The sequence below is a fragment of the Povalibacter sp. genome (assembly GCF_036520495.1).
GTDB lineage: Bacteria > Pseudomonadota > Gammaproteobacteria > Steroidobacterales > Steroidobacteraceae > Steroidobacter.
In genome coordinates, this window is record NZ_DATDJO010000040.1 from 132891 (window position 1) to 157137 (window position 24247).

Below are 24247 nucleotides of genomic sequence, written 5' to 3' on the forward strand. Positions count from 1 at the left end.
CTGAGCGCGACCCGGCATCCGTCACAGCCAAGGGATCTGTTTACCGCATGTCTTTACTGATCGGCCGCGTACCGACACCCGTGCGCGCAATCGCAATGATTGCAGTTCTCCTCATCAGCGCCGGGTGCGCCACCACTCCTGGAGCGACGCGCGCCGACGATCCGTGGGAGGGCATGAACCGCGGCATCTACAAGTTCAATGACACGGCGGATCGGATTGCGCTCAAGCCTGTCGCCAAGGGCTATCGCAAGATCACGCCACGTTGGTTCCGCGCCGGCGTCGGCAATTTCTTCTCCAACCTGACCTATCCCGCGACGATCGTGAACCAGTTCCTGCAGGGCAAGCCGGGGCTGGGGATGCGGGATTTCGGCCGCTTCGTGATGAATACGACGGTCGGCGTCGGCGGCCTGCTGGACGTCGCCACACCGGCCGGCCTGGCGGCAAACGATGAGGATTTCGGACAGACACTGGCCAAGTGGGGAGTCGGGTCGGGTCCGTATCTCACCCTGCCGTTCTTCGGACCTTCGTCGGTGCGCGATGCGCCGTCGCGTCTCTTCGATTACTTCCTGGGGCCACTCGTCTACATCGACATTCCATGGGAAGCCGAATGGGGTCTGCGCGGCCTGGATATCGTGCATTCACGCGCGGAACTGTTGCCGCTCGATGCGACATTGCAGAGCGCCTTCGATCCGTATGCCTTCATGCGCGATGCCTGGGTGCAGCAGCGCGAATTCCAGATCTATGACGGCAACCCGCCACCCGAAGTACTGGAAGAAGACTACTCCGACGAAGAGGCCGCGGAGCTGGGGCCAGCGCCGGCTCCGACACCGTAAGACTCAGGCAGTCGCGGTTGCTGCCTGATTCGCGTCTTGCGCCGGATCGGCCGTGCCATTCTCGAGCAGCAGGTCATCGATCTCGCTGATGCGCGCCAGGGCCATGATCTGCTGCGGCACGTTGTCGAAGTGAATCTTGCTGCCGGCAACGCGGGTCAGACGCAACCATTCGATCAATAGCGCAAGTCCGGCACTGTCGCTCGACGTCACGAGCGACAGATCGACGATCACGCTCGGTACACCGGCAAACTTGCGCGAACTCTGCGCCAGAATCTCCGTCACCGTGTCCGCATCGAGGACGCCGGCGACACGAAAGTGTCCGTTGCCCAACGAATCGAGCCGGGCGGTGCTGGTGCGAGCCTTACTCATGCATCGCTCAGGAGTTGGCGCCGGACGGCTTCGGCACCGTGCCCGTGGCCACCTGTTTTTCGAGACGCTGGATCACGGCTTCGAGCCCCTTCTGCTGGATCTCGGCACCGAAATCGGTGCGGAACGACTTCACGTAGGAAATTCCTTCGATCTGCACGTCGTACGCCTTCCAGCCATTGGCCGTCTTGCGCAATGAATAGTTCACCGGCACGCGCGAGCCGTTGTCGCGGCGAACTTCACTGCGCACCGTCGCCACCGTGTCCTCGGGCTTGCCCTGGTACGGCAGGATCTTCAGCCGCTCGGGCGTGAATTCCAGCAGGGCCGAACCGTAGTTCTGCAGCAGCGACTGGTAGAACGCATCGACAAAACGTTTGCGCTGCTCCGGGGTCGCCGTGCGCCAGTTCTTGGCCAGCACGAGCTGCGCCGAATACGCCGTGTCGAAGTACGGCAGCATGTTCTTGTCCACCAGCTCACGCACGCGCTCCGGATTCTTCTGATACTCGGAGCGATGGGCGTCGAGATCCTTGAGAGTGTCCTGCGACACCTTCGTGATCAGTTCGTAAGGACCGAGCTGAGTGTCCTGCGCGAGCACGCCCTGACTGCCGAACGTACCGAGGACGACTGCGAAACCGAACGCGACCAGGGTTCTGCGATTCATCATTGTTTGCTCTCCTCTGCTGCCGGCTGCTGCCCGGCGGGCTTGCCCGCGAAGCTCGCGAACAGCTGGTTGATGAGATTCTCGAGCACGAAAGCATCCTGTACGAGTTCGATGCGGTCGCCGTTTTTGAGGAACTCCTCAGCACCGCCAGCCGTGATGCCGATGTACTGCCCGCCGAGCAGGCCTGACGTCATGATGGCGGCATCGCTATCCGTTGGAATGCGGTTGTAGGCCGAATTGATGCGCAGCTTCACCACGGCCTTGTAGATCTGCTGATCGTACGTAATGGAATCCACCCGGCCGACGGTCACCCCCGACATCGACACCGCGGCGCCGGGCTTCAGGCTGCCGACGTTCTCGAATTGCGCCTGTACTTCATAACTGCCGCCCGCGATGGTCAGTTCCCGGTCGGTGATCTGGGTCACCAGGAAGAACAGGGCCGCGAAGCCGAGCAGGACGAACAGGCCGGTCGAAACTTCCACAGCGCGTGAAGAACGCATAGAAAAACCCCAGTATCGCGTCAGGTCACAGCATCAGCGCTGTGAGCATGTAATCGAGGATCAAGGTCAGCACCGCGGATGTCACCACGGTTCGGGTCGTCGCCCGTCCCACCCCTTCCGCCGTCGGAATGGCCGTATAACCTTCGTAGACCGCCACCAGGCTGCAGGCGAAGCCGAACACGCATCCCTTGACGATGCCTTCGGTCACATCGTCGACGCCGACGCTCGCACGCATTTGCGACCAGAACGACGCCGAATCAACGCCGAACATCTGCACGCCGACCACCTGCACACCGAAGATACCGACGGCGATGAATATGACGGTCAGCAATGGCATGGCGATCACACCGCCGAGGAATCGCGGCGCGACGACACGACGGATCGGATCGACGGCCATCATCTCCATCGCCGTCAATTGATCCGTGGCGCGCATGAGCCCGATTTCCGATGCGAGTGCCGTGCCGGCGCGACCGGCGAACAGCAACGCAGTCACTACGGGGCCCAGCTCCTTCACCAGCGCCAGAGCGGCTGCCGTGCCAAGTGCATCCTCCGAGCCGAAACGCTGCAGCAGGTCGTAGCCTTGCAGCCCGAGCACCGCACCCACGAACAGGCCGCACGTCATGATGATCACCAGCGACAACGCGCCGGCATTGTGAATCTGATCGATGATCAGGCCGGGACGCAGCAATGCCTGCGGGACCTGCCCGAGCACGCGCCCCAGAAACAGCGTCGTTGCACCGATCGTGGCAACGAACTGTCGCAGATTCTCCAGCAGCTCACGCAGCAGGTTCATTCCTTGTCCGTGAGCAACTGCTCGTAGTAATCAGGGGCCGGGTAATGAAACGCCACCGGGCCGTCAGCCAGACCATGCATGAACTGATTGACGATTTCCGAGTTGTGATCCTTGAGCTCGACGAATGTCCCTGCCGCTGCCACCTTGCCCCCCGCAATGATGTAGCTGGTATCCGCGAGGATGGAGAGCTCTTCGACGTCGTGCGAGACGACGATGCTGGTGATGCCCAGCGCGTAGTTCATCTGACGCACCAGCCGCACGATCATGCCCATCGAAATGGGGTCGAGGCCCGTAAACGGCTCATCGTAGATCAGTATTTCCGGATCGGTCGCCATCGCGCGGGCCAGCGCGACGCGACGCGCCATGCCACCCGACAACTCGGATGGCATCAATTCCGCGGCTCCGCGCAGGCCTACGGCCTGCAGCTTCGTCAGCACGATATTGCGAATCAGATTGTCGGGAAGATCGGTGTGTTCGCGCAGCGGGAAGGCCACGTTCTCGAACACATCCGTATCGGTCAGCAGTGCGCCGTTCTGGAACAGCATCCCCATGCGCAAGCGCAGTTCGTACAGTTCCTTGCGCGACAGGGTCGCCACATCCAGGCCATCGAACAGGATCTGACCGCGGTCCGGCCGGATCTGTCCCGTCATGAGACGCAGCAACGTGGTTTTGCCGGTGCCGCTCGGTCCCATCACGGCCGTGATACGGCCGCGCGGGATCGAGAGGGTGAGACCGGAAAAAATCGGCCGGTTGCCGACCGAATAGTGAACGTCGCGGATTTCGACGAGATTATCGGTGGCAGGAGTGCCGGGAATTTCTGGTTGCGTCGGAGCCAATTTCAGCCCTTTTCAGCCGGCAAGAGACGGCTTACGCCGCCTCCTGTTCCAGCTTCGAGGTGTAGGTGCCCGTTTGCGCGAGGCTGGTGAGGCGTGCACGACGTGCGAACGCCTTCTGACCAGCCGCGTAGTTCTCGGCCTTGCCGGCCCAGGCCTTCAGCGCCTCGTCCTGCAATGCACGGCCATAAGAGAACGTCAGCGGCCAGGGCAGCGGACCCATCTGGTTCATGAGGCTCAGGTGTTCGGTAGCGTCCGCCGCACTCTGGCCGCCCGACAGGAAGGCGATGCCAGGCACTGCGCCTGGAACGTAACGCTTCAACGTACGCACCGTCGCTTCAGCGACCTGCTGAGCATTGGCGCGGGACGCATTCTTCTTGCCTGAGATGACCATGTTGGGCTTCAGGATCATGCCTTCGAGGTGAATACGGTGTGAATGCAGCGCCGCAAACACCTGCGACAGTGTTTCCGATGTAACGGCTTCACAACGCTCGATGCTGTGATCGCCATCCATCAGCACTTCAGGCTCGACGATCGGCACGATGTTCGCTTCCTGACAGAGCGCCGCATAGCGGGCGAGTGCATGCGCGTTCGCTTCGATGGCGAAGGCCGACGGAATGTCCTTGCCGATGTCGATCACGCCACGCCACTTCGCAAAACGCGCGCCGAGCTTGTAGTACTCCGCGAGGCGTTCACGCAGGCCGTCCAGACCCTCGGTGATGGTTTCGCCGGGATAGTTGGTCAGAGGCTTGGCGCCGGTATCGACCTTGATGCCGGGAACGATCCCGAGCTTTGCGAGGTATTCAGGAAACGGCACGCCGTCCTTCGTCTTCTGACGCAGGGTCTCGTCGTAGCAGATCACGCCACTGATGTAGTCGGCCGCCTTCGGCGCGGTGAACAGCAGTTCGCGGTAGGTGCGACGGGCCTCTTCGGTCGATTCCAGCTTGATGCCATCGAAGCGCTTCTTGATCGTGCCACTCGATTCGTCAGCCGCCAGGATGCCCTTACCTTTCGCGACCATCGCCTTCGCGGTGGTCTCGAGTTCGCTGCGATTCATACGTCCTGCACCTCTTGTGATATCGCGCCGGCTACAACAAACGACTGGTTGCTACCAGGTCGGCCGGCAATCGGGGGGGCGTAGGATAGCAAAATCACCTCGCATCTCCGCCTTTAGCGAGGGCCTTTCGCGCGCTGTCGGACCTGTTGCCCCAGTCAGACATCGCCAAACTGAAGAGTTGCCATCGCAATTTAGGGTGGCCCTCGAACGGCATTGGGACTAAAATAGTCCCATATTCTGTTGCCGCCGCCAGATCATGCTTCGCATCAGCAAACTCACCGACTACGGGACGGTCATCCTCGCCCTGCTTGCCTCGCAGCCGGACTGTCAGCTCGCTGCGGCCGAGGTTGCGGAGCGGACGCGGATCGCCCTGCCGACCGTGAGCAAGGTGTTGAAATCGTTGCAGCGCAGCGGCCTGGTCATGTCGACCCGCGGCAGCCACGGTGGTTACCAGCTGGCCAAGCCGGCATCGGAAATCACGGCAGTCCACATCCTCGATGCACTCGAAGGCCCCTTCGCGATCACCGAATGCAGCGGCGAACACAGCAGCTGCGGTATCGAGTCCAACTGTCGCGTTGGGCAAGCCTGGCAGCGAGTCAACAGCGCAATCCGTCGCGCCCTCGCCGATGTGACATTGGCACAACTCGCGGGCGTCGAGCGCAGCATTACTACCGTTCCACTCAGCCGTATTACGCGCGTCACTCACGAGTGAGGCGAGCCCAACCATGTCCAGCAATCCCCAGAACGATCCGGCACTCGAGGCACTGATTGGCCAGAAGTACCGTCACGGATTCATCACCGACATCGAATCCGACACGGTGCCTCCCGGCCTGGATGAAGACGTCGTCCGCCTGATCTCACGCAAGAAGCGTGAGCCCGGGTTCATGCTCGAGTGGCGCCTGAAGGCGTTCCGCCACTGGCTCACTATGCGCGAGCCGCATTGGGCGCAGCTGCGCGTTGCACCGATCGACTACCAGTCCATCTCTTATTACTCCGCACCGAAGTCGAACGCCAATGCGCCCAAGAGCCTCGAGGAAGTCGACCCGAAGCTGCTGGAGACTTACGACAAACTGGGCATTCCGCTGCACGAACGAGCGCGATTAGCCGGCGTCGCCGTGGATGCGGTCTTCGACAGCGTCTCGGTCGCGACCACCTTCAAGGAGCGCCTGGGCAAGGCCGGTGTGATTTTCTGCTCCTTCTCCGATGCGGTGCTCAATCACCCGGAACTCATCGAGCGGTATCTCGGCAGCGTCGTGCCCTACACGGACAACTACTTCGCCACCCTGAATTCAGCCGTGTTCTCGGACGGTTCGTTCGTGTACGTCCCGAAGGGCGTGCGTTGTCCGATGGAGCTGTCGACCTACTTCCGTATCAACGCGGCCAACACCGGCCAGTTCGAGCGCACGCTCATCGTCGCGGACGAAGGCTCCCACGTGAGCTATCTCGAAGGCTGCACGGCGCCGATGCGCGACGAAAACCAGCTGCACGCCGCCGTCGTCGAACTGGTTGCGCTCGACAATGCACAGATCAAGTACTCGACGGTGCAGAACTGGTATCCCGGCGACGAAAACGGCCGCGGCGGCATCTACAACTTCGTCACCAAGCGTGGCGAATGCCGCGGCGCCAACTCGAAGATCAGCTGGACCCAGGTGGAAACCGGTTCCGCCATCACCTGGAAATATCCGAGCTGCGTGCTGACGGGCGAAAACTCCGTCGGCGAGTTCTATTCGGTCGCGGTGACCAACAACTACCAGCAGGCCGACACCGGCACGAAGATGATCCATATCGGCCGCAATACGCGCAGCACGATCGTGTCGAAGGGCATTTCGGCCGGCCACGCCCAGAACAGCTATCGCGGACTGGTGAAGATCCTTCCCAGCGCCATCAATGCACGCAATTTCACGCAATGCGACTCGCTGCTGATGGGCGACAAGTGCGGCGCGCACACCTTCCCTTACATGGAAGTGCGCACACCGTCGGCGAGCGTGGAACACGAAGCGACCACGTCCAAGATCGGCGATGACCAGCTCTTCTACTGCCTGAGCCGCGGCATCTCCGAGGAAGACGCGGTCAACATGATCGTCAACGGTTTCTGTAAAGCCGTCTTCAAGGAACTGCCGATGGAGTTCGCCGTGGAAGCGCAGAACCTCCTCGCGGTCAGCCTCGAAGGCGCGGTGGGATAGGAGTTACGGAGTTCACTCCGTGTGAAACGTCTTAAGTCTTGAGATCGAAGCAATGTTGAAGATTGAAAACCTGCAGGTGAAAGCCGGCGAGAAGCTGATTCTCAAGGGCCTGAACCTCGAAGTGAAAGCCGGCGAAGTGCACGCCATCATGGGCCCCAATGGGTCGGGCAAGAGCACGCTCGTGCAGGTGCTCGCCGGCCGTGAAGGCTATGAAGTGATCGGCGGCAGTGCCACGTACAACGGCAAGGACCTGCTCGCCCTGGCGCCGGAAGAACGCGCACGCGAAGGCGTATTCCTCGCGTTCCAGTACCCCGTCGAAATTCCCGGGGTCAACAACGTCTACCTGCTCAAGGCCGGTCTGAACGCCATCCGCAAGCATCGCGGTGAGCAGGAAGTCGACGCCTTTGAATTCCTCGGCCTGGTGCGCGAGAAGATGAAGCTCATGCAGATGGATGAGAGCTTCCTCAATCGCGGCGTCAACGAAGGCTTTTCGGGTGGCGAGAAGAAGCGCAACGAGATCCTGCAGATGGCCGTACTCGAACCCGCCCTCGCCCTGCTCGACGAGACCGATTCGGGTCTCGACATCGACGCATTGCGAATCGTCGCGAGTGGCGTGAACAGCCTGCGCCGCGCGGACCGGGCGATTCTGATGGTTACGCACTATCAGCGCCTGCTGGATTACATCGAGCCCGACCGCGTGCATGTGCTCTCGGGCGGCGAGATCCTGAAAAGCGGCGACAAATCGCTCGCGCTCGAACTCGAGAAGCGCGGCTACGACTGGATCAAGCAAGGGGCCGCGGCAGCATGAGCGCGGTAGCCGCCAGAAACACCGCCAGCGCCACGGAGCGCTATCGCGCCGTCTTCGACGCGCGCGTACGCAAGGATGACGCGTTGACGGCATGGCGTCGCGATGCCCTGCAACGCTTCGTTGCGCAGGGATTCCCCACGCTGCGCGATGAAGACTGGAAGTACACGAACCTGCGCCGGCTGGAATCGCGCAGCTTCGCACCAGCTGACCCGGCACCTGGAGCCATCGACGAGAGCCTGTGGATCGCGAACGTCGGGATGCGGATCGTGCTCGTCAACGGCCGCGCGCACCCGGGCCTGTCCACGACATCTCCCCAACCGCCAGGCGTCACGCTGCTGACGTTGGGACAGTGGATGGAGAATTCGCCAAACGATGTGGCCGCGTTCCTGGCGAGCAATTCGCCCGCGGTTTCGGCGTTCCATTCGATGAACGACGCCTTCTCCGACGATGGCATCGTCATCGACATCGGCGAGTCCGTCCAACTCGATCAGCCCATCTATGTGGTTCACCAGTGGACGGGCGGCATCACGTCCGCCATGAGTCATCCGCGTATTTTCCTGCGGGCAGCACCGAACAGTCGGTGCGTACTCATCGAACACTACGTGGGCGCCGCCGATTCCGAGACGCTGACCAACAGCGTCGTCACGCTGAACATCGGTGCCGGCGCGAGCGTCACGCACTATCGAGTACAGCAGGAATCGACGCGCAGCTTCCACATTGGCCACGTGACGGCACGCCTCGAACGTGACAGCCGGTATGTCTGCCAGGACGTTGCCCTGGGCGCGAGCCTGGCGCGAACCGGCATCGTCGCAACGCTGGACGGTCCGAACGCTGACGCCAATCTGCGTGGATTGTTCCTGCCCAATGGCAGTCAGCACCTCGATACTTACACGCTGGTCGACCACGCGGCTCCGCACACGCAGAGCAACGAGGAATACCGCGGCGTCGCCGACGGACGCGGACGCGGCGTGTATCGCGGCAAAGTGATCGTGCGCAAGGATGCGCAGAAAATCGATTCGCGCCAGTCGAGCCGCAATCTGCTGCTGTCGCCGACTGCCGAGATCGATACGCGGCCGGAACTCGAGATCTACGCCCACGACGTCAAGTGCAGTCATGGCGCGACCACGGGACAGCTCGATGCAACCGCCCTCTTCTATCTGCGATCACGGGGACTGTCCGAGTCGCAGGCGCGGTCCCTGCTGATTCGTGCGTTCGCGGAGTCCATTCTGTCGACAATCGAACTGCCCTCGCTGCGCAGCCACCTGGAACGTCAGCTGCACGATCGTTTTGCCGTCCAAGAGATCTCCCCATGAGCGCCCAACCTGCCCTGCGCACCAGCGCCGTCGACGTGACTGCGATTCGCGCGGACTTTCCGATCCTGGAGCAGCGGATCAACGGCAAGCCGCTGGTCTATCTCGACAATGCCGCCTCGAGCCAGCGCCCGCGTCAGGTCATCGACGCCATCAGCGGCTACTACGAACGCGATCACGCGAACGTCCATCGCGGTGTTCATACGCTCAGCCAGCGCGCGACGGACGCCTATGAAGGCGCCCGCGACGTCGTTCGGGAGTTCATCAACGCCGCCGACACCAAAGAGATCGTGTTCGTGCGCGGCACGACGGAAGCCGTCAACCTCGTGGCGCAGAGCTTCGTCCGACCCAAAGTCGGTCCCGGTGATGAAATTCTGATCTCCGGTCTCGAGCACCACGCGAACATCGTGCCGTGGCAACTCGTCTGCGAACAGACGGGCGCCACACTCAAGGTCATTCCGATCACGCAGGCGGGCGAAGTCGACTTCGCCGCCTTCGAGCAGCTGATCGGCCCGCGCACCAGGATCCTGGCGATGGCGCACGTATCGAACGCGCTGGGCACGATCGTGCCGGTCGAGAAGTTCATTGCCGTGGCACGCAAGCATGGCGTGCCCGTGCTGCTCGACGGCGCCCAGGCCGTGCCGCACGGCAAGGTGGATGTCCGCGCGCTGGATTGTGATTTCTACTGCTTCTCCGGACACAAGATGCTCGGGCCGACGGGTATCGGCGTTCTTTATGGACGCAAGAAGCTCCTGGAGGCCATGCCGCCGTGGCAGGGCGGCGGCGACATGATCCTGTCGGTGTCGTTCGAGAAGACGACCTACAACCAGTTGCCCTGGAAGTTCGAAGCCGGCACGCCGAACATCAGCGGCACCATCGGCCTGGCGGCGGCGATCCGTTACCTGCAGTCCGTCGGCATCGAGCGCATTGCCGCGTACGAGCACCAGCTGCTCACTTACGCCACGCAGCGCCTGCAGGAAATTCCGGGACTGCGGATCGTCGGCACGTCAGCGCACAAGGCCGCGGTGGTTTCCTTCGTGATGGATGGCATCCATCCTCACGACATCGGCACCATCCTCGATACCGAAGGGGTGGCGATCCGCACCGGCCATCACTGCGCGATGCCGGTCATGGATTATTTCAAGGTTCCGGCTACCGCACGCGCATCGATGTCGTTCTACAACACGTATGACGAGATCGATGCCCTGGTTGCGGCGCTCGAACACACGCGCAAGGTTCTCGGCTGATGGATCTCAAAGACCTCTATCGCGACGTCATCGTCGATCACAACCGCAACCCGCGGAATTTCGGCAAGCTCGAACCCGCGGATGCGCATGCCGACGGTCACAACCCGCTCTGCGGCGATCGGCTGTCGCTCTACGTGAACCTCGATGGCGATCGTATTCGCGAAGTGAAGTTCGACGGCAGCGGCTGCGCGATTTCCGTCGCCTCCGCGTCCCTGCTGACGGAGGCCGTCAAAGGCAAGTCGCGCAGCGACGTGAAAGCGCTTTTCGACGACATGCATGCCTTGCTGACCCAGCACGATGCGACCGTCGATCCAGGCAAGCTCGGCAAGCTCGCCGCACTGTCCGGCGTGCGAGAATTTCCGGCACGCGTGAAATGCGCCAGCCTCTGCTGGCACACGCTCAACGCGGCACTCGACAGTCAATCCGCTCCTGTGAGCACGGAATGAAACCATGAAGAACAGGACCTCCACGGGGGACACGGGGAACACAGGGGTAGGAGGAAGAGCATTCCTTGATGCCTCCGTCCCCCGTGCTCCCCGTGCCCCCCGTGGAGATTCCTCTCCTCTCTTCTCTTAATCATGCAAAGACACGAACAGATACCGTTTACCCTGGAGCGCGACGTCGAAGCCATCATGGTTCCGGCCGGCGTGCCCGTGACACTGCGCGCGGACAAGAGCGGGTTCATTACCCAGGCGCTCGGCGGCAGTTTTACCGTCTACGTCGAAGGCAACCTGTTCCGTGTTGCCGGCAAGGATGCGGACGCGCTCGGCCAGGAAATTGCCGTGGGTCCGGAGCTGCCGCCTGACGCCACAGACGAAGACGTGAAGAATCTCGTCTGGGAGCAGATGCGCAGCTGCTATGACCCCGAGATTCCTGTGAACATCGTCGATCTCGGCCTCATCTATGAATGCGAGATCACGCACGACGACGCTGGCGAGCGTACTGCCACGATCAAGATGACCCTCACGGCTCCTGGCTGTGGCATGGGTGAAGTGCTGGTGGCGGACGTGAAGGACAAGGTCGAGGCGATTCCGACCATCAAGCAGGCGGACGTCGAACTGGTGTTCGATCCGCCGTGGAATCAGACCATGATGTCCGAAGCGGCGCGGTTACAGACGGGAATGATGTGAGCTGGCTTGCAGTCGGTCCTGCGGACTCCATCGCCTCCGGTGACTACGCCCAGATCGAGATCGACGGCGCGCTCGTGGCCGTGTTCAACGTCCATGGCACGTTCTACGCCATCGACGATGTGTGCACGCACGACGGCGGCGAACTGGCGGGCGGCGCCATCGACGACGACGTGGTCATCTGTCCGCGGCACGGCGCCCGCTTCTGTCTGCGGACCGGCGCGGCACTGACGCCCCCGGCCTACGAACCCGTGCGCACCTATCCCACGCGGGTGGTCGACGGTGTCGTGGAAGTACAATCGGCCTGACCCGCTTTATCGACCCACCTGCATGCTGCGTCTCACCTTAGTTCGCCACGCCAAGACCGAACCGGGCACATCGGGACAGGAAGACTGGGATCGCCTGCTGGAAGCTCGCGGACAACGCGACGCGCCAGAAATGGCACGACGGCTGAAAGACAGACACGGCAAGCCCGACAAGATCATCGCAAGCCCGGCTGTAAGGGCAATCACGACCGCCAACATCATGTCGCGTGTCCTGGGCGTACCGGCGTCGAAGATCACCCAGGATGAACGCCTGTATCTCGCCTCGCCGAAGGCGATGCTGGACGTGATCCGCGAACTCGGCAACAGCTCACAGCACCTGATGGTCGTCGGACACAATCCCGGCATCACCGAATTCGCCGACCAACTCTCCGGCGAACGCTCCATCGACAACATGCCAACCTGCGCCGTGTACTCCCTCGAGTTCGACATCGCTCACTGGAACGAACTGGTCTGGGCGACCGGCATCAACGCCGACTTCGACTATCCGAAGAAGACCTGAGGACCTCAGGAGTAACCGCATAGAACGCATAGAGCGCAAAGAAGGACGGAATCCAGACTCCGACCTTTGCGTTCTATGCGTTCTTTGCGGTTACTCCTGCCTCTATCTACTCCGCCGCAATCGTCAACAAGCTGGCGTTGCCACCAATGGCAGCCGTGTTGATCGTGATGGTCTGCTCCGTCGCGAAGCGATGCAGATAGTACGGACCGCCCGCCTTCGGACCGGTGCCTGAAAGGCCGCGGCCACCGAATGGCTGAACGCCGACGACGGCGCCGATCATGTTGCGATTCACATAGACGTTGCCCGAACGCACTCGCGACGTGATGTAGCGTGCAGAGGCATCGACACGCGTATGAATGCCCAGCGTCAGGCCGTAGCCGGTGTCGTTGATGGCATCGATGACCTTGTCCAGATCCTCGGCGCGGTAACGGATGACATGGACGATCGGTCCGAACACTTCGCGGGTGAGCTGCGCCAGCGATGCGATCTCGACAGCCTGCGGCGCGAAGAACGTGCCGCGATTCAGCTCGGGCGGCAATTCCAGCGTGTGCTGCCAGGTCGCCTCTTTCGTGATGTGGCGCGAGTGCGCGACCAGCACGTCGCATGCCGATCGATCGATCACGGGACCGATGTCGGTGGCGATGTCGGCGGGATCGCCGATCTTCAGTTCGTCCATATAGCCGGCGAGAAGTTGCAGCACGCGCGGTGCAATCTCCTCCTGCACGAACAGCGCACGCAATGCGGAGCAACGCTGGCCCGCGCTGTTGAATCCCGATTGCACGACATCCAGCACGATCTGCTCGGGCAACGCCGAGCTGTCGGCGATCAGTGCGTTCTGACCACCCGTTTCGGCAATCAGTACGGGAATCGGACCCTTGCGTGCCGCCAGCGAACGGTTGATCGCCTGGGCCGTTTCCGTCGAGCCCGTGAATGCCACACCCGCGATACGAGGATCGGCAACGGCGCGTGCGCCGACGTTCGCACCGTCACCGGTCAGGAGATGCAGAACGCCCGGCGGCACGCCGGCTTCGAGCATCAACTCGACGGCGCGCGCGGCGATCAATGGCGTCTGCTCGGCCGGCTTGGCGATGACGGCATTGCCCGCCGCCAGCGCAGCGGCAATCTGTCCGGTGAAAATCGCCAGCGGGAAATTCCACGGACTGATACAGACGAAGACGCCGCGGCCCTGCAGGCGCAGCTCGTTGCTTTCGCCGGTGGGACCGGGCAACTGCAGGCCCGTGCCGAATTCTTCGCGCGCACGCGCGGCGTAGTAACGCAGGAAGTCGACCGCTTCGCGCACTTCGGCAATGCTGTCGGGAATACAGCGCCCGCCCTCGCCGACGCAGTACGCCACCAGTTCCGGCAGATGGCGCTCGTAGAGATCGGCGGCCTGCAACAGAAGGGCAGCGCGTTCTTCGGCGGCGGTGGAATTCCAGTCCGGCTGTGCGGCGACGGCCGCCGATACGGCGGAATCGATCACCGCCTCGCTGGCCACGCTGACCGTGCCGATTACCTCGCTACGATTGGCGGGATTCGTCACCGCTTGCGCCTGCGCGGTCACTGCATTCCCCGAGACGATCGGGCTGGCGCGCCACGGCTGCGAACTCGCCTGCCGGATGCCCTGCAGCAGGACATCCAACTCCGCGGGGTCGGCGAGGTTCACGCCGCGGGAGTTCAGTCGTTCTTCGCCATACAAGTGACGGGGTAGCGGAATGCGGGGATGGGCCTTCTGCCTGAGCCCGGCGACGACGTTCACCGGATCGCGAATGATGTCGTCGACCGCGGTGTCGGCATCGACGATGCGATTCACGAAGGACGTGTTCGCACCGTTCTCCAGCAGCCGACGCACCAGGTAGGGCAGCAATTCCTCGTGCGAGCCCACGGGCGCGTAGATGCGGCAGGGCTTGTCGAGCTTGCCGGGCCCCACGATCCGGGCATACAGATCTTCGCCCATGCCATGCAATCGCTGGAATTCGAAGTCGCGACCGGCGGCCAGTTCGAGGATCGTCGCGACGGATTGCGCATTATGGGTCGCGAACTGCGGATAGAGCGCGTCGCCGGCCGCGAACATTTCGCGCGCACAGGCGACGTATGAAACATCGGTACTCACCTTGCGCGTGAATACGGGATAGCCGCTCAGTCCGCGCTCCTGCGCCCGTTTGATTTCGCTGTCCCAGTAGGCACCCTTGACCAGACGCACGTTGAGCCGTCGGCCACTCGAACGCGCCAGCTGCGTCAGAAAGCCGATCACATCGAGCGCCCGCTTCTGATAGGCCTGCACGGCCAGTCCGAATCCCTGCCAGCCTGCAAGTTGCGGAGCGTGGGCGACGTGTTCGATGAGTTCGAGCGAGAGTTCGAGTCGCTCCGCCTCCTCCGCATCGACGGTGAGCGCAATGCCGCCATCCCGCGCGGCAATGGCAAGTTCCAGCAGTCGCGGCGCCAGTTCCTGATGCACCCGCTTGCGTTGCGTGAATTCGTAGCGCGGGAACAGCGCCGACAGTTTCACCGAGATGCTCGGCGCCTGTTCGATCGGCGTACCGCTGGCGACGCTGGCAGCGACCTCGCGAATCGCAGCACGATAGGCAGCCAGATAGCGAACGGCATCCGGCGTGGTGAGTGCCGACTCGCCGAGCATGTCGAAGGAATGGCGGTAGAGGCGATGATCCTTCGATTGCGAACGCTCCAGCGCCTCGCCAATGGTGCGGCCCATCACGAACTGATGCCCCATGATGCGCATGGCCTGGCGGAAAGCGCCGCGCAGCATCGGCTCGCCGAGCCGACCCGCGATACGCGCAACGAAGCCGCGTGGATCGTGCAGGTCCTCATCGGGCGCCCGCACGATGCGACCCGTCAACATCAGACCCCAGGTCGACGCATTGACGAACAACGATTCCGCCTGGCCGAAATGCGAGCCCCAGTCGCCGCGCGTGATCTTGTCGGCAATGAGCTTGTCCGCGGTGGCGTCGTCCGGAATCCGCAGCAGCGCCTCCGCGAGACACATCAGAATGACGCCCTCCTGGGACGACAGATCGTACTGCCGCAGGAAGGCATCCAGTCCGCTGCGTTCCTGCTGCGATTCGCGCATTCCGTCGACCAGGCCGCGCGCCTGCCGCGCGATGCGTTGCTGCTGATCCGGCGTCAGTCGCGCGCGATCCGCCAGGGCAGTGACGATCTTTTCTTCGTCACCGAGATACAGACGATTGATCTTGGCCGCCACCGATCGCTCAGCACTCATGGACCCACCGTAATGTCGTTGCGGTTTGTCAGTAGATTCTGACTGCAGGTGATGCTTGTACCGTACTGGTTGTGCGTCGCCAATGGACGCAAACCACGGCAGCCGTCGATTGCTGCGAACTCTCGGGGGGCATCGACGTCGAAACAGGGCGCCGACTCCGACCTGACGTCCGCAATCGACGACATCGCAGTCGAAGCGGACGGCAGCACTGAAATGATCGTTTCGACATCCATGGTGACTTCTGCAACCGCCACCTGCGAGGACCCTCAGTGACGACTATCGACACAGCTACTGCTCATGTGACCACGAATTCGTTCATGACCGATGTCGTCGAGGCGTCGGCCACCGTCCCCGTTCTGGTCGATTTCTGGGCGCCCTGGTGCGGCCCGTGCAAGCAGTTGATGCCGGTGCTGGAACGCCTGGTCACAGAGTACGCCGGACGCTTCAAGCTCGCGAAGGTCAACACCGACGAACAACAGGAGCTGGCCGGGCAGCTCGGCGTGCGCAGCCTGCCGACGGTCGTGCTGTTCAAGGATCGCACGTCGGTCGATCACTTCGTCGGCGTGATACCGGAAGGACAGATTCGCGAGATGCTGGACAAGCACCTGCCCAAATCCTCAGATGCGCCGAGAACGCAGGTGCAGATACTGAAAGCCTCGGGCAAGTATGCGGAAGCCCAGAGCGCGGTTCAGCAGTTGCTGGCGCGCGATCCGGACAACATCGCCTTGCTCGCCGAATCGGCGGAACTGCGGGCCCTCGAAGGCGATATCGATGCCGCACGCGACGCTCTCAATGATCTGCAGACCCGTGAGCCGACGCTGCCTGTCGTCAAGCGCCTGGCCGCACTCATCACCTTCAGCGACGTGGTGGCCCGGTATTCGGACATCCGCAGCTTGCGTGAGAACGCGCGGCGCGAGCCGGCCAACCTGGAATTGCGCCATGCGCTGGCCGTCCACCAGCTGCTGGGCGGCGATGTCGAACCGGCCCTGCAGACGTGGCTGGCCATGATGCAGACAGATCGCAAGTTCGGGGACGACCTGGCGCGACGCAGCCTGGTGCTCGCGTTCGAACTGATCGGCGATGCCGATCCGATCGTGCCGCAGACACGGCGTGCGATGGCTCGTCTGCTGTCCTGACGGCTACGACCTTCGGGTCAGCTGCGCGCCGTTGCCTGTCGGATCACCAGCAATCTGTCCTGCGGCCGCAGCCGCGCATCCGGATCGGTCGTCACCAGTTCGCGGCCGTCGCGCACCACCGCGACCGCCAGGACATCGAGATCCGCGGGCATCTGCCCGATCTCCTGGGTCTGCACTTCTCTATCGATCAGCACGATGCGGCCGGTCGCGCTGATCAGTTCCATGACGTGGTTTGCGAGCACCGTCGTCTCCAGCGAACCAGCCATCAGGATGCCGCCGATGCGCGACGGCAGGATGGTCGCGTCTGCCCCGCTCTGACGCAGCAGCTTCTCGTTCTCGGCTTCCTCCACCCGCGCGATGATGCGCACCGTCGATGCCAGGCTACGCGCGGTGAGGACCACCAGCACGTTGGTATCGTCGCGGTGGGTGCAGACGAACAGTGCCCGGGCCGAGGGCAGCATCGCCTCCTGGAGCGTCTCTTCCTGCGTCGCGTTGCCCAGGATGCCGATGAAGCCCTGCTCCGCCGCGATCTGCAGCACATCGCGATCGACATCGACGATGAGGATCTGCCGCTTCTCCATGCCACGCACCACGAGCTCGTGCGCGACGCAGGCGCCCGAATGGCCGAAGCCACAGACGATCACATGGTTTTCGAGCTTGCTCTGCATTCTGCGCATCCGGAAATCCTCGATCAGCCGCTGCAGCACGAGTTGATAGGCGGTCCCGATGAAAATGAGCCACGCCAGCAATCGAATCGGGGTGACCAGGACACTGTCGATGATCCGCGCCCGCGGCGTCACCGGCACGATGTCGCCATAGCCGACGGTCGTCATGGTCACCGCAGAGAAGTAGACGACGTCGACGAAGGAAATCTCGTTGTCGAATTTGTCCTCCAGACCGCCGCGATCGAGCCAGAAGGCGATGATCACCACGGCGTACATGATCAACACCAGGAGCGCCCGCACGACCAGCGTACGACGCACGCTGCGCTGCCCGCCGATGAACAGACGCCGGTCCTCGGGTTGCATGGGTCGGTCGAGAGGCTGACGGAGCGGCAGCATCAGATGACCCACTCCTCGCTCCGCAACGGGGCATCAGGCCGCATTGTGACTAATACGTCTTTCACACGGCGAGTCTGCACGGCAAGGTCGCGCAAAAAAAGCACGTGGGAACAATATGCATCGATCCTGCTTATTGAAGAATGGCGCTGTCTGGCCAGAACGCAGCGACATATGGGGAGGTTTCTTTGTGAGCACTGTCCGCGCGATCGTCGTTGTGATCACGACCCTGGCCGCTTGCCTGGGCACGTCGCTGGTTCATGCCGATGACGACGAGAAGTATCCGTTCTACGGCCTGTTCCGCTCCCGCGATCTCACGACGTTCGGCTTCCTGCGGCTCGACATGCGTCCGGCCTATGCGGTGACGATCGAACCAGGTACCTGGGCCATCGAAACGGAACTCGGCTATCAGAACACCTGGGCACTGAGCCCGGAAGTCGAAAAATACCTGATTTCGCTTGAGCCCACCGGCCGGCGTAAAGTCGGCCCCGACGAGGTCGCCGCTATCCAGGCGCTGCCTGGTGAGAACTACCTACTCGATCTCGAGTCCGCCAATTTCGATCTGACTTTCCATTACAAGTTCGCCCAGAACTGGACCGGGTACGCCATCCTCAGCGCCATCAGCTACAACGGCGGCTTCCTCGACAGCAGTATCGAGAGCTTCCATGACGCGCTGGGATTCAGCACGTTCGGCCGACCGGCGCTGACGAAGGACAGCGTCCGCCTCATTTACGACCTCAAAGGTGCGCAGGTCGTCAGTCTGGGTACGCCCACTGACGGAGGAATCGCCGATCCCACGTTCGGAATTCGCTACACCGGCTTTGCCATGCCGGAGAAATGGGCGTTCTCCGTGGAGGCCGCGGTCAAGGTTCCGGTCGACGGCGAACGCACACTGCTGTCGACGGGCAAGACCGACTTCGGCCTGCAGGCATCCCTGCAGCGCTTCTGGAAGCGCAACGCGCTCTATCTCAATGTGGCCGGCGTGTACTACGCCGGCTCCGGGTATCCGATCGCGCAGAGCTCACGGGTGATTCCGACGCTGGTGCTCGGTTACGAGTATGCGTTCACCCAGAACACCAACGTCAATCTGCAGGGCTATGTCAGCCGCAGCGTCTATACGCACGAGCAGACCGACCTGGAGGAACTGTTGGGAGAGAAGTACCAGTACACGATCGGCATCCGGCATCGCTGGAACCAGTTTCTAGTCTCTTTCGGCTTCACCGAGAACGTGCAGAACATCAACAACACACCCGACATCGGTCTGCAGTTGGGTCTCGCGTGGCTGCCTGCACGCAAGCCGCGTCAGTAACGATCCTCAGACGGCGGCGCCGACGAGGGTACCGAGCAACGCCGATACGCCCATGGCGAACGCGCCCCAGAACACGACGCGCAAAGCGCCTCGCGACGCCGGGGCGCCACCCGCCCTGGCGGCCAGAGCGCCGAAAATGGCGAGTGACAGCAGCGATACCGAGCTGATCACGATTACGGCGGACCGGGCCGGTGCGACCAGGCTTACCAGTAATGGCAGCAACGCTCCTGCAGTGAATGCTGACGCAGACGCCATCGCTGCCTGCAGGGGTCGCGGTCGCGCATTGGGCGTGAACCCCAGCTCATCGCGGGCATGCGCTTGCAGCGCATCGTGACGCGTGAGCTGCTTTGCCACCTCACGGGCGAGCGCCGGTTCGAGCCCACGCTTTACGTAGATCCCGGCGAGTTCATCGCGTTCGTGGTCGGCATTCTCCACCAGTTCGCGCTCCTCGACCTCGAGGTCGGCCTTCTCGGCATCCGCTTGTGAACTGACGGAGACGTATTCACCGGCCGCCATGGACAACGCACCGGCCGCGACTGCCGCAACGCCTGCAATCCACAACTGCTCTGGGGTGGCCGCGGCAGAGGCAACACCGACCAGCAGGCCAGCGGTCGACAGAATGCCGTCGTTGGCGCCGAGCACGGCGGCCCGCAGCCAGCCGCTGCGACCCGACAGATGGTGTTCGCGGTGATGTCGCATGAAGATTCCCTCGGTCGACGTCTCGGATCAGCCGCAACGAAACGACGACGACTTGCACGGTAATGGGAACGTCTGAGTCAAGTCGTGCCCAGCACGGCCAGCGCCTTCTCCGCCGCGCTGATACCGCTGTCACGAGCACCGTGCAGCGTACCGCTTGCGTGGACTGAACATGCTTCGCCTGCGAGGAAGATGCGTCCGTGCAGCGGCTCGTTGAGTTGTTGCCGCCGGTGAGCCTCTCCCGGAAGTGCATGGGAGTACGAGCCCATGGACCATGGATCGTGCATCCAGCTCGTCGTCACGCTTCCCTGGATGGCGCCGGTGAACTGCGTTCCGAACATCTGCGTCAGCTCATCGCGAGCGTAGTGCTCGGTCTCGCCGCGCCGTTCGAGTTCTCGCGCCAGATCGCCGCCGAAGAACGCCTGCACGGCCTCCACTCCGCCGGGCCATGCCTGGTAACTCCCCACACGCGCACTGTCCTGTGCGGCCATGAAAGTAGTCGGTTCCGTGAAGGGCAGCGAGCCGGGAGCCATGCGGAAGAACACTTTGCTGTTGGCCCCCAGCGGAATCCCCGCAAAAGCTTCCAGAAAGCTTGGCGGTGGCAGCGGCAGAAAACGCAGCGTTTGTGCGGCCAGCACGCTCGTCGGCACCGTGACGATGACAGTGCGCGCATCGACGATGCCGGCATCCGTCAGGACACGGGCTCGCGGACCGCGTGCATCGATCTGGCGCACGGGCGTACTCAACCGCACGTCGAGCGCATCGGCCGCGTGCGCGACCAAAGCGCCGAGTCCACCCTGCACGGCCCAGTCGGTACCGCTGTCGGCATAGTTGGCGAAGTCGAGGCTCGACATGCGCGTGCTCTCGGCGCCGCAGAGGAAGGTGACAATGCTGTCGAAGCGCGCGCGATACGGGCCTTGCGGCAGCAGATCCGCGACGGCGACATCGATGCCCTGTCCCGCAGCATCGATCAGGATGGAGTCGTACTGCTGGATGGCCGCGCCCAGTTCCTCACGTTCGTTCTCCGACAGTCGCCTGCGTCCGACGTGCGCGCCCCACTGCGGTAGCCGCTCATCGACGATGAAGCCATTCGCACGCGCGTACTGCGTCCATGGATTGCGATCGGCCGAATGCAACCACGCGCATCCCATGTCCACTGGCATGCCCAGCGTGGCGGTCTCTGTCCATGCACGGCCACCGACACGATCGCGGGCTTCCAGCACTACTGTGCTGCGGCCAGCCTGCGCCAGGTGACGCGCCGCGGAGATTCCGGCGGACCCTGCTCCGACGATGACTGCATCGAATTCGCTCACACCGCGCGCGCCTGTTGCTGCATCTCGTGCGCCACCGACTCACCCATGTACACGTGAATCGCGCGGCGCGTGAGATAGATGAGTGGAATCAGCGCGAAGGCCATCAGCACCTTGTAAGCATAGTTCACGGTAGCGACCGCCATGAACAGTGGGATCGACCACTTCTGCGGCCCGAGCACGAACGCGATGTACAACACGATGAAGCTATCGACCAGCTGCGACACCAGAGTCGAGCCGGTCGCACGCAGCCAGATCCATCGTTCCCCGGTCAGGACGCGGATGCGATGAAAGATGCTGACGTCGATGAGCTGCCCGACCAGGAAGGCCGTGACCGATCCTGCGATCGTCCACATCCCCTGACCGAAGATGCTGCTGAAGGCGGCCTGCATGTCCGGTACGCCGTGTTCGGTGTTCACGCCGACCCAGAACCGGGCGGGGACGAGGGAGATCGTCAGATACGCAGCGATGAATCCGTAGACGATCAGGCCAACCGTGAGCCAGGAAATGAACTGCACGCCGCGACGACCGAAGTATTCGTTGATGATATCGGTCATCAGGAACACGAACGGCCACAGCAGCACACCGCTCGTGAACGACAACGAGCCGCTTTGCCCGAACAGGTTCCAGTTGAAGGGATCGAGTCCCAGCGTCGGCTCCAGGGCGAAAATCTTCACGCCGACGAATTCGGCGCAGAGTGCATTGACCGCCAGAAATGCGGACAGCACGACGAAAAGCCGGGTGGCGCGGGAGGCCAGAGGATGGGTACCCATTCGCGATGAGTATGCATGAGCCGGCGGCGTGCGCCCAAGTGGTCGCATTCCATGTCGTCGCAGGAATCACCGCATGAACCTGCCTCGCGCGTGGCCAGCAGCTACACTGCGATGCATGGCAACGATCACTGCCCTGAACATCTACCCGGTCAAATCCTGCAAAGGCATCCCGCTGCAGACAGGCCGCGTCACCACCGCCGGACTCGAACATGATCGACAATGGCTCATCGTGCGACCGGACGGCAGGTTCATTACACAGCGCGAAGCACCGCGCCTGGCACTGATCGAAACGGGAATAGCGAACGGCTCGCTGAGCCTGACATCTGCTCAGGCCGGCAGATTGGAAGTGGCGGTGGCCGCCGATGGTCCATCGGTCGACGTCACCTGCTGGCAGGACCGTTGCGCCGCCTTCGACATGGGCGAGCCTGCGGCCCAGTGGCTCGAAGCGCATCTCGGCGCGCCGCACCGCCTCGTGCGCTTCGATCCGTCGCGCAAGCGGCCGAGCAATACACAGTGGACCGGCGACGTCGAAGCGCTGAACCAGTTCTCCGACGGTTTCCCGTTCCTGGTGATTTCGCAGGCGTCGCTGAATGATCTGAACTCGCGATTGCCGCAACCCCTGCCGATGAACCGGTTCCGTCCCAACATCGTGATCGATGGCGTCTCTGCGTACGACGAGGATCTCATCGACGAATTCAGGATGGACGGCGTCGTTCTGCGCGGCGTCAAGCCCTGCACACGCTGCGTCATCACGACCACGGACCAGGTCACTGCCGAACGCGACGGAGTGGAACCGCTGCGGACGCTACGGACCTATCGAATGAGCAGGGAACTGAAGGGAGTGTTGTTCGGCCAGAACGCGATTCTGCTGACCGGCGCCAGCCGCGAGCTGCGGGTTGGCCAATCGTTCGAGGTCACGTGGCAGAGCTACATCGAGGGGACCTCAGTCACCCCCTAGCTCCTGAATTGTGGGTTGGACTTCTGTCGAACTGTCAGAGAGTGTCCGGCTCAAGCCGGAGCCACAGAAAGCACCACGATCTCCGTGGAGATTTCTCAGTCTTTGGATCTGATCAGATTCCGACCTTCCGCACTTCGTGAGCCAGCCGTCGCAGGCATTCGGCTTCCCAGCCAAAGCGGTTCTCGCCGTTCGCATCTCCGGCAACCTGACTCTGCACGGCCACGACATGCGGCGCCACGCGACGGATGACGGTGCTTTCCCAGTCCTCGCGCACCAGCGTGCTCTCGGGATCGAAGCTTTCGCCGTCGCCATCGACGTCAGGAGCGTCAGGGGATGCCGGAACGGACGGGCGAGGCATCTTCACCGTCGCATCAGAATCGGGTCCTTCGCGATGCAGAGAGACATCGAAGGAGGACTCGCGTTCGATTGTCATAATTCGTTCGCCTCGCTCAGTTCGATCTACCGTACTCAAATTGCCCTACAACCGGAAGTCGACCGCATCACAAGGCTTGCGATGCGGCGGGATTCGAAGGTGGGCGAGCTTGTGACCACGCGTGAATCACGCGCAATCGGAGTGAACAACGAGTGGCCAAAACGAATGTTCCGCGGCCCGCGTAGGACTTGGCGGACAGATGTCCGCCGCTGCCGATCAATAACCCGAGAGTTGCGCGAACCGGTCCGTGTGGAAATAAGCATCACCGAATGTTTCACCGGCCGCTCGAGCGCGCTTCATGAAAAAGCCGATGTCGAACTCGTCGGTCATGCCGATGCCCCCGTGCATCTGCACCGCCTCGTTGGTCGCGAGGCGCGCGATGTCGCTGGCTTTCGCTTTTGCGAGACCGATCAGAAGTGGCGCATTCGTCTCGCTGGCGTCCAGCGACTGCAATGCGCGCAGCACCGCAGAGCGGAGCAATTCGATCTCGCAGAACAGATGCGCGGCGCGATGCTGCAACCCCTGGAACGTGCCGATCTTGACGCCGAACTGATCACGCTCCCGCAGATAGCCGAGCGTCCGCTCGAAAGCCTCTTCGGAGAGCCCGAGCAGTTCCGCCGCAAGCACGGCCCGGCCGGCATCCAACGCAGCATCGAGAATCTGTGGGCCCCGGTCGACCGCCCCGATCACATCCTCCACCGACACACCCACGTCGCGCAGTTCAACCGTGGCTGAGTTGCGGCTATCGACGATGCTGTGACGCTCGATGGTCACGCCGGCTGCCTTGGGATCGACC

The 24247-nt window shown here is 62.6% G+C and carries 26 protein-coding genes; 13 read left to right on the forward strand and 13 right to left on the reverse strand.

Going from position 1 to position 24247, the window contains the following annotated elements; translation table 11 throughout:
* The first annotated feature begins 47 nt into the window (after window positions 1-47).
* Window positions 48-833, forward strand: coding sequence for a VacJ family lipoprotein (locus tag VIZ63_RS15960; protein WP_331610664.1), 786 nt, complete (start codon window positions 48-50; stop codon window positions 831-833).
* 3 nt (window positions 834-836) lie between these two features.
* Here the strand turns inward: VIZ63_RS15960 and VIZ63_RS15965 are convergent, their stop codons facing one another.
* Genes VIZ63_RS15965 through VIZ63_RS15990 form a run of 6 tightly spaced genes read right to left on the reverse strand, consistent with a single transcriptional unit; the run spans window position 837 to window position 5043 of the window.
* Window positions 837-1202: an STAS domain-containing protein gene (locus tag VIZ63_RS15965; RefSeq protein ID WP_331610665.1), complete on the reverse strand. Its 366-nt coding sequence runs from the start codon at window positions 1200-1202 to the stop codon at window positions 837-839.
* A gap of 7 nt (window positions 1203-1209) precedes the next feature.
* Complete coding sequence (locus VIZ63_RS15970) at window positions 1210-1863, reverse strand: ABC transporter substrate-binding protein (protein WP_331610666.1); 654 nt, start codon at window positions 1861-1863, stop codon at window positions 1210-1212.
* The gene (gene mlaD / locus VIZ63_RS15975; protein WP_331610667.1) at window positions 1860-2342 is read right to left on the reverse strand and encodes an outer membrane lipid asymmetry maintenance protein MlaD; all 483 of its coding nucleotides are present in this window, start codon (window positions 2340-2342) and stop codon (window positions 1860-1862) included. Before mlaD ends, VIZ63_RS15970 begins: the two co-directional genes overlap by 4 nt.
* 43 nt (window positions 2343-2385) lie before the next feature.
* Window positions 2386-3153: a lipid asymmetry maintenance ABC transporter permease subunit MlaE gene (mlaE, locus tag VIZ63_RS15980; RefSeq protein ID WP_331610668.1), complete on the reverse strand. Its 768-nt coding sequence runs from the start codon at window positions 3151-3153 to the stop codon at window positions 2386-2388.
* Window positions 3150-3989 (reverse strand): ABC transporter ATP-binding protein, encoded by an 840-nt coding sequence (locus VIZ63_RS15985; protein ID WP_331610669.1) that lies wholly within the window; start codon window positions 3987-3989, stop codon window positions 3150-3152. The genes mlaE and VIZ63_RS15985 overlap by 4 nt, the downstream gene beginning before the upstream one ends.
* Before the next feature lie 31 nt (window positions 3990-4020).
* Window positions 4021-5043, reverse strand: a complete 1023-nt coding sequence (locus tag VIZ63_RS15990) for a class I fructose-bisphosphate aldolase (protein WP_331610670.1) — start codon at window positions 5041-5043, stop codon at window positions 4021-4023.
* 256 nt (window positions 5044-5299) lie between these two features.
* Between VIZ63_RS15990 and VIZ63_RS15995 the strand changes: the two genes are divergently transcribed.
* The 9 genes from VIZ63_RS15995 (at window position 5300) to VIZ63_RS16035 (ending at window position 12543) form a co-directional block, all read left to right on the forward strand.
* The gene (locus tag VIZ63_RS15995) at window positions 5300-5755 is read left to right on the forward strand and encodes an SUF system Fe-S cluster assembly regulator (RefSeq protein ID WP_331610671.1); all 456 of its coding nucleotides are present in this window, start codon (window positions 5300-5302) and stop codon (window positions 5753-5755) included.
* Window positions 5756-5768: 13 nt separating this feature from the next.
* Complete coding sequence (sufB, locus tag VIZ63_RS16000) at window positions 5769-7226, forward strand: Fe-S cluster assembly protein SufB (protein WP_331610672.1); 1458 nt, start codon at window positions 5769-5771, stop codon at window positions 7224-7226.
* 52 nt (window positions 7227-7278) lie between these two features.
* Window positions 7279-8034, forward strand: a complete 756-nt coding sequence (gene sufC / locus VIZ63_RS16005) for a Fe-S cluster assembly ATPase SufC (RefSeq protein ID WP_331610673.1) — start codon at window positions 7279-7281, stop codon at window positions 8032-8034.
* Window positions 8031-9347: a Fe-S cluster assembly protein SufD gene (gene sufD, locus VIZ63_RS16010; RefSeq protein WP_331610674.1), complete on the forward strand. Its 1317-nt coding sequence runs from the start codon at window positions 8031-8033 to the stop codon at window positions 9345-9347. The genes sufC and sufD overlap by 4 nt, the downstream gene beginning before the upstream one ends.
* On the forward strand, window positions 9344-10591 hold the full coding sequence (locus VIZ63_RS16015) for a cysteine desulfurase (protein WP_349261204.1): 1248 nt from the start codon (window positions 9344-9346) through the stop codon (window positions 10589-10591). Before sufD ends, VIZ63_RS16015 begins: the two co-directional genes overlap by 4 nt.
* A complete protein-coding gene (sufU, locus tag VIZ63_RS16020; RefSeq protein ID WP_331610675.1) occupies window positions 10591-11037 on the forward strand; it encodes a Fe-S cluster assembly sulfur transfer protein SufU in 447 nt (148 codons plus the stop codon). The genes VIZ63_RS16015 and sufU overlap by 1 nt, the downstream gene beginning before the upstream one ends.
* Before the next feature lie 132 nt (window positions 11038-11169).
* Entirely contained in the window at window positions 11170-11721 is a 552-nt protein-coding gene (sufT, locus tag VIZ63_RS16025; RefSeq protein ID WP_331610676.1) for a putative Fe-S cluster assembly protein SufT, read from the forward strand.
* Entirely contained in the window at window positions 11718-12026 is a 309-nt protein-coding gene (locus tag VIZ63_RS16030; protein WP_331610677.1) for a non-heme iron oxygenase ferredoxin subunit, read from the forward strand. The genes sufT and VIZ63_RS16030 overlap by 4 nt, the downstream gene beginning before the upstream one ends.
* A 22-nt stretch (window positions 12027-12048) precedes the next feature.
* Window positions 12049-12543 (forward strand): histidine phosphatase family protein, encoded by a 495-nt coding sequence (locus tag VIZ63_RS16035; RefSeq protein WP_331610678.1) that lies wholly within the window; start codon window positions 12049-12051, stop codon window positions 12541-12543.
* 106 nt (window positions 12544-12649) lie between these two features.
* Here the strand turns inward: VIZ63_RS16035 and putA are convergent, their stop codons facing one another.
* Window positions 12650-15778 carry a bifunctional proline dehydrogenase/L-glutamate gamma-semialdehyde dehydrogenase PutA gene (gene putA / locus VIZ63_RS16040; RefSeq protein ID WP_331610679.1) on the reverse strand — a complete coding sequence of 1043 codons (3129 nt, stop codon included), beginning with the start codon at window positions 15776-15778 and terminating at the stop codon, window positions 12650-12652.
* Between the two features lie 269 nt (window positions 15779-16047).
* Here putA and trxA point away from each other — a divergent pair, with 269 nt between their 5' ends.
* Window positions 16048-16914, forward strand: a complete 867-nt coding sequence (gene trxA, locus VIZ63_RS16045; RefSeq protein ID WP_331610680.1) for a thioredoxin — start codon at window positions 16048-16050, stop codon at window positions 16912-16914.
* A gap of 17 nt (window positions 16915-16931) precedes the next feature.
* Here the strand turns inward: trxA and VIZ63_RS16050 are convergent, their stop codons facing one another.
* Complete coding sequence (locus VIZ63_RS16050) at window positions 16932-17942, reverse strand: potassium channel protein (RefSeq protein ID WP_331610681.1); 1011 nt, start codon at window positions 17940-17942, stop codon at window positions 16932-16934.
* 220 nt (window positions 17943-18162) lie between these two features.
* On the opposite strand from VIZ63_RS16050, the gene VIZ63_RS16055 reads away from it, so the two are divergent.
* On the forward strand, window positions 18163-19281 hold the full coding sequence (locus VIZ63_RS16055) for a DUF3187 family protein (RefSeq protein ID WP_331610682.1): 1119 nt from the start codon (window positions 18163-18165) through the stop codon (window positions 19279-19281).
* Window positions 19282-19287: 6 nt separating this feature from the next.
* On the opposite strand, the gene VIZ63_RS16060 is transcribed toward VIZ63_RS16055, so the two are convergent.
* The 3 genes from VIZ63_RS16060 to VIZ63_RS16070 all read right to left on the reverse strand — a co-directional run bounded on the left by VIZ63_RS16060 (window position 19288) and on the right by VIZ63_RS16070 (window position 22060).
* On the reverse strand, window positions 19288-19980 hold the full coding sequence (locus VIZ63_RS16060) for a VIT family protein (RefSeq protein ID WP_331610683.1): 693 nt from the start codon (window positions 19978-19980) through the stop codon (window positions 19288-19290).
* A 77-nt stretch (window positions 19981-20057) separates the two neighbouring features.
* A complete protein-coding gene (locus tag VIZ63_RS16065) occupies window positions 20058-21290 on the reverse strand; it encodes an NAD(P)/FAD-dependent oxidoreductase (protein ID WP_331610684.1) in 1233 nt (410 codons plus the stop codon).
* The gene (locus VIZ63_RS16070; protein ID WP_331610685.1) at window positions 21287-22060 is read right to left on the reverse strand and encodes a queuosine precursor transporter; all 774 of its coding nucleotides are present in this window, start codon (window positions 22058-22060) and stop codon (window positions 21287-21289) included. The genes VIZ63_RS16065 and VIZ63_RS16070 overlap by 4 nt, the downstream gene beginning before the upstream one ends.
* A gap of 115 nt (window positions 22061-22175) precedes the next feature.
* Here VIZ63_RS16070 and VIZ63_RS16075 point away from each other — a divergent pair, with 115 nt between their 5' ends.
* Complete coding sequence (locus VIZ63_RS16075) at window positions 22176-23018, forward strand: MOSC domain-containing protein (RefSeq protein ID WP_331610686.1); 843 nt, start codon at window positions 22176-22178, stop codon at window positions 23016-23018.
* 112 nt (window positions 23019-23130) lie between these two features.
* Here the strand turns inward: VIZ63_RS16075 and VIZ63_RS16080 are convergent, their stop codons facing one another.
* Both VIZ63_RS16080 and VIZ63_RS16085 read right to left on the reverse strand, forming a co-directional pair.
* Entirely contained in the window at window positions 23131-23451 is a 321-nt protein-coding gene (locus VIZ63_RS16080) for a hypothetical protein (protein WP_331610687.1), read from the reverse strand.
* A 216-nt stretch (window positions 23452-23667) separates the two neighbouring features.
* A partial coding sequence (locus VIZ63_RS16085) for an acyl-CoA dehydrogenase (protein WP_331610688.1) occupies window positions 23668-24247 on the reverse strand: 580 nt, incomplete at its 5' end.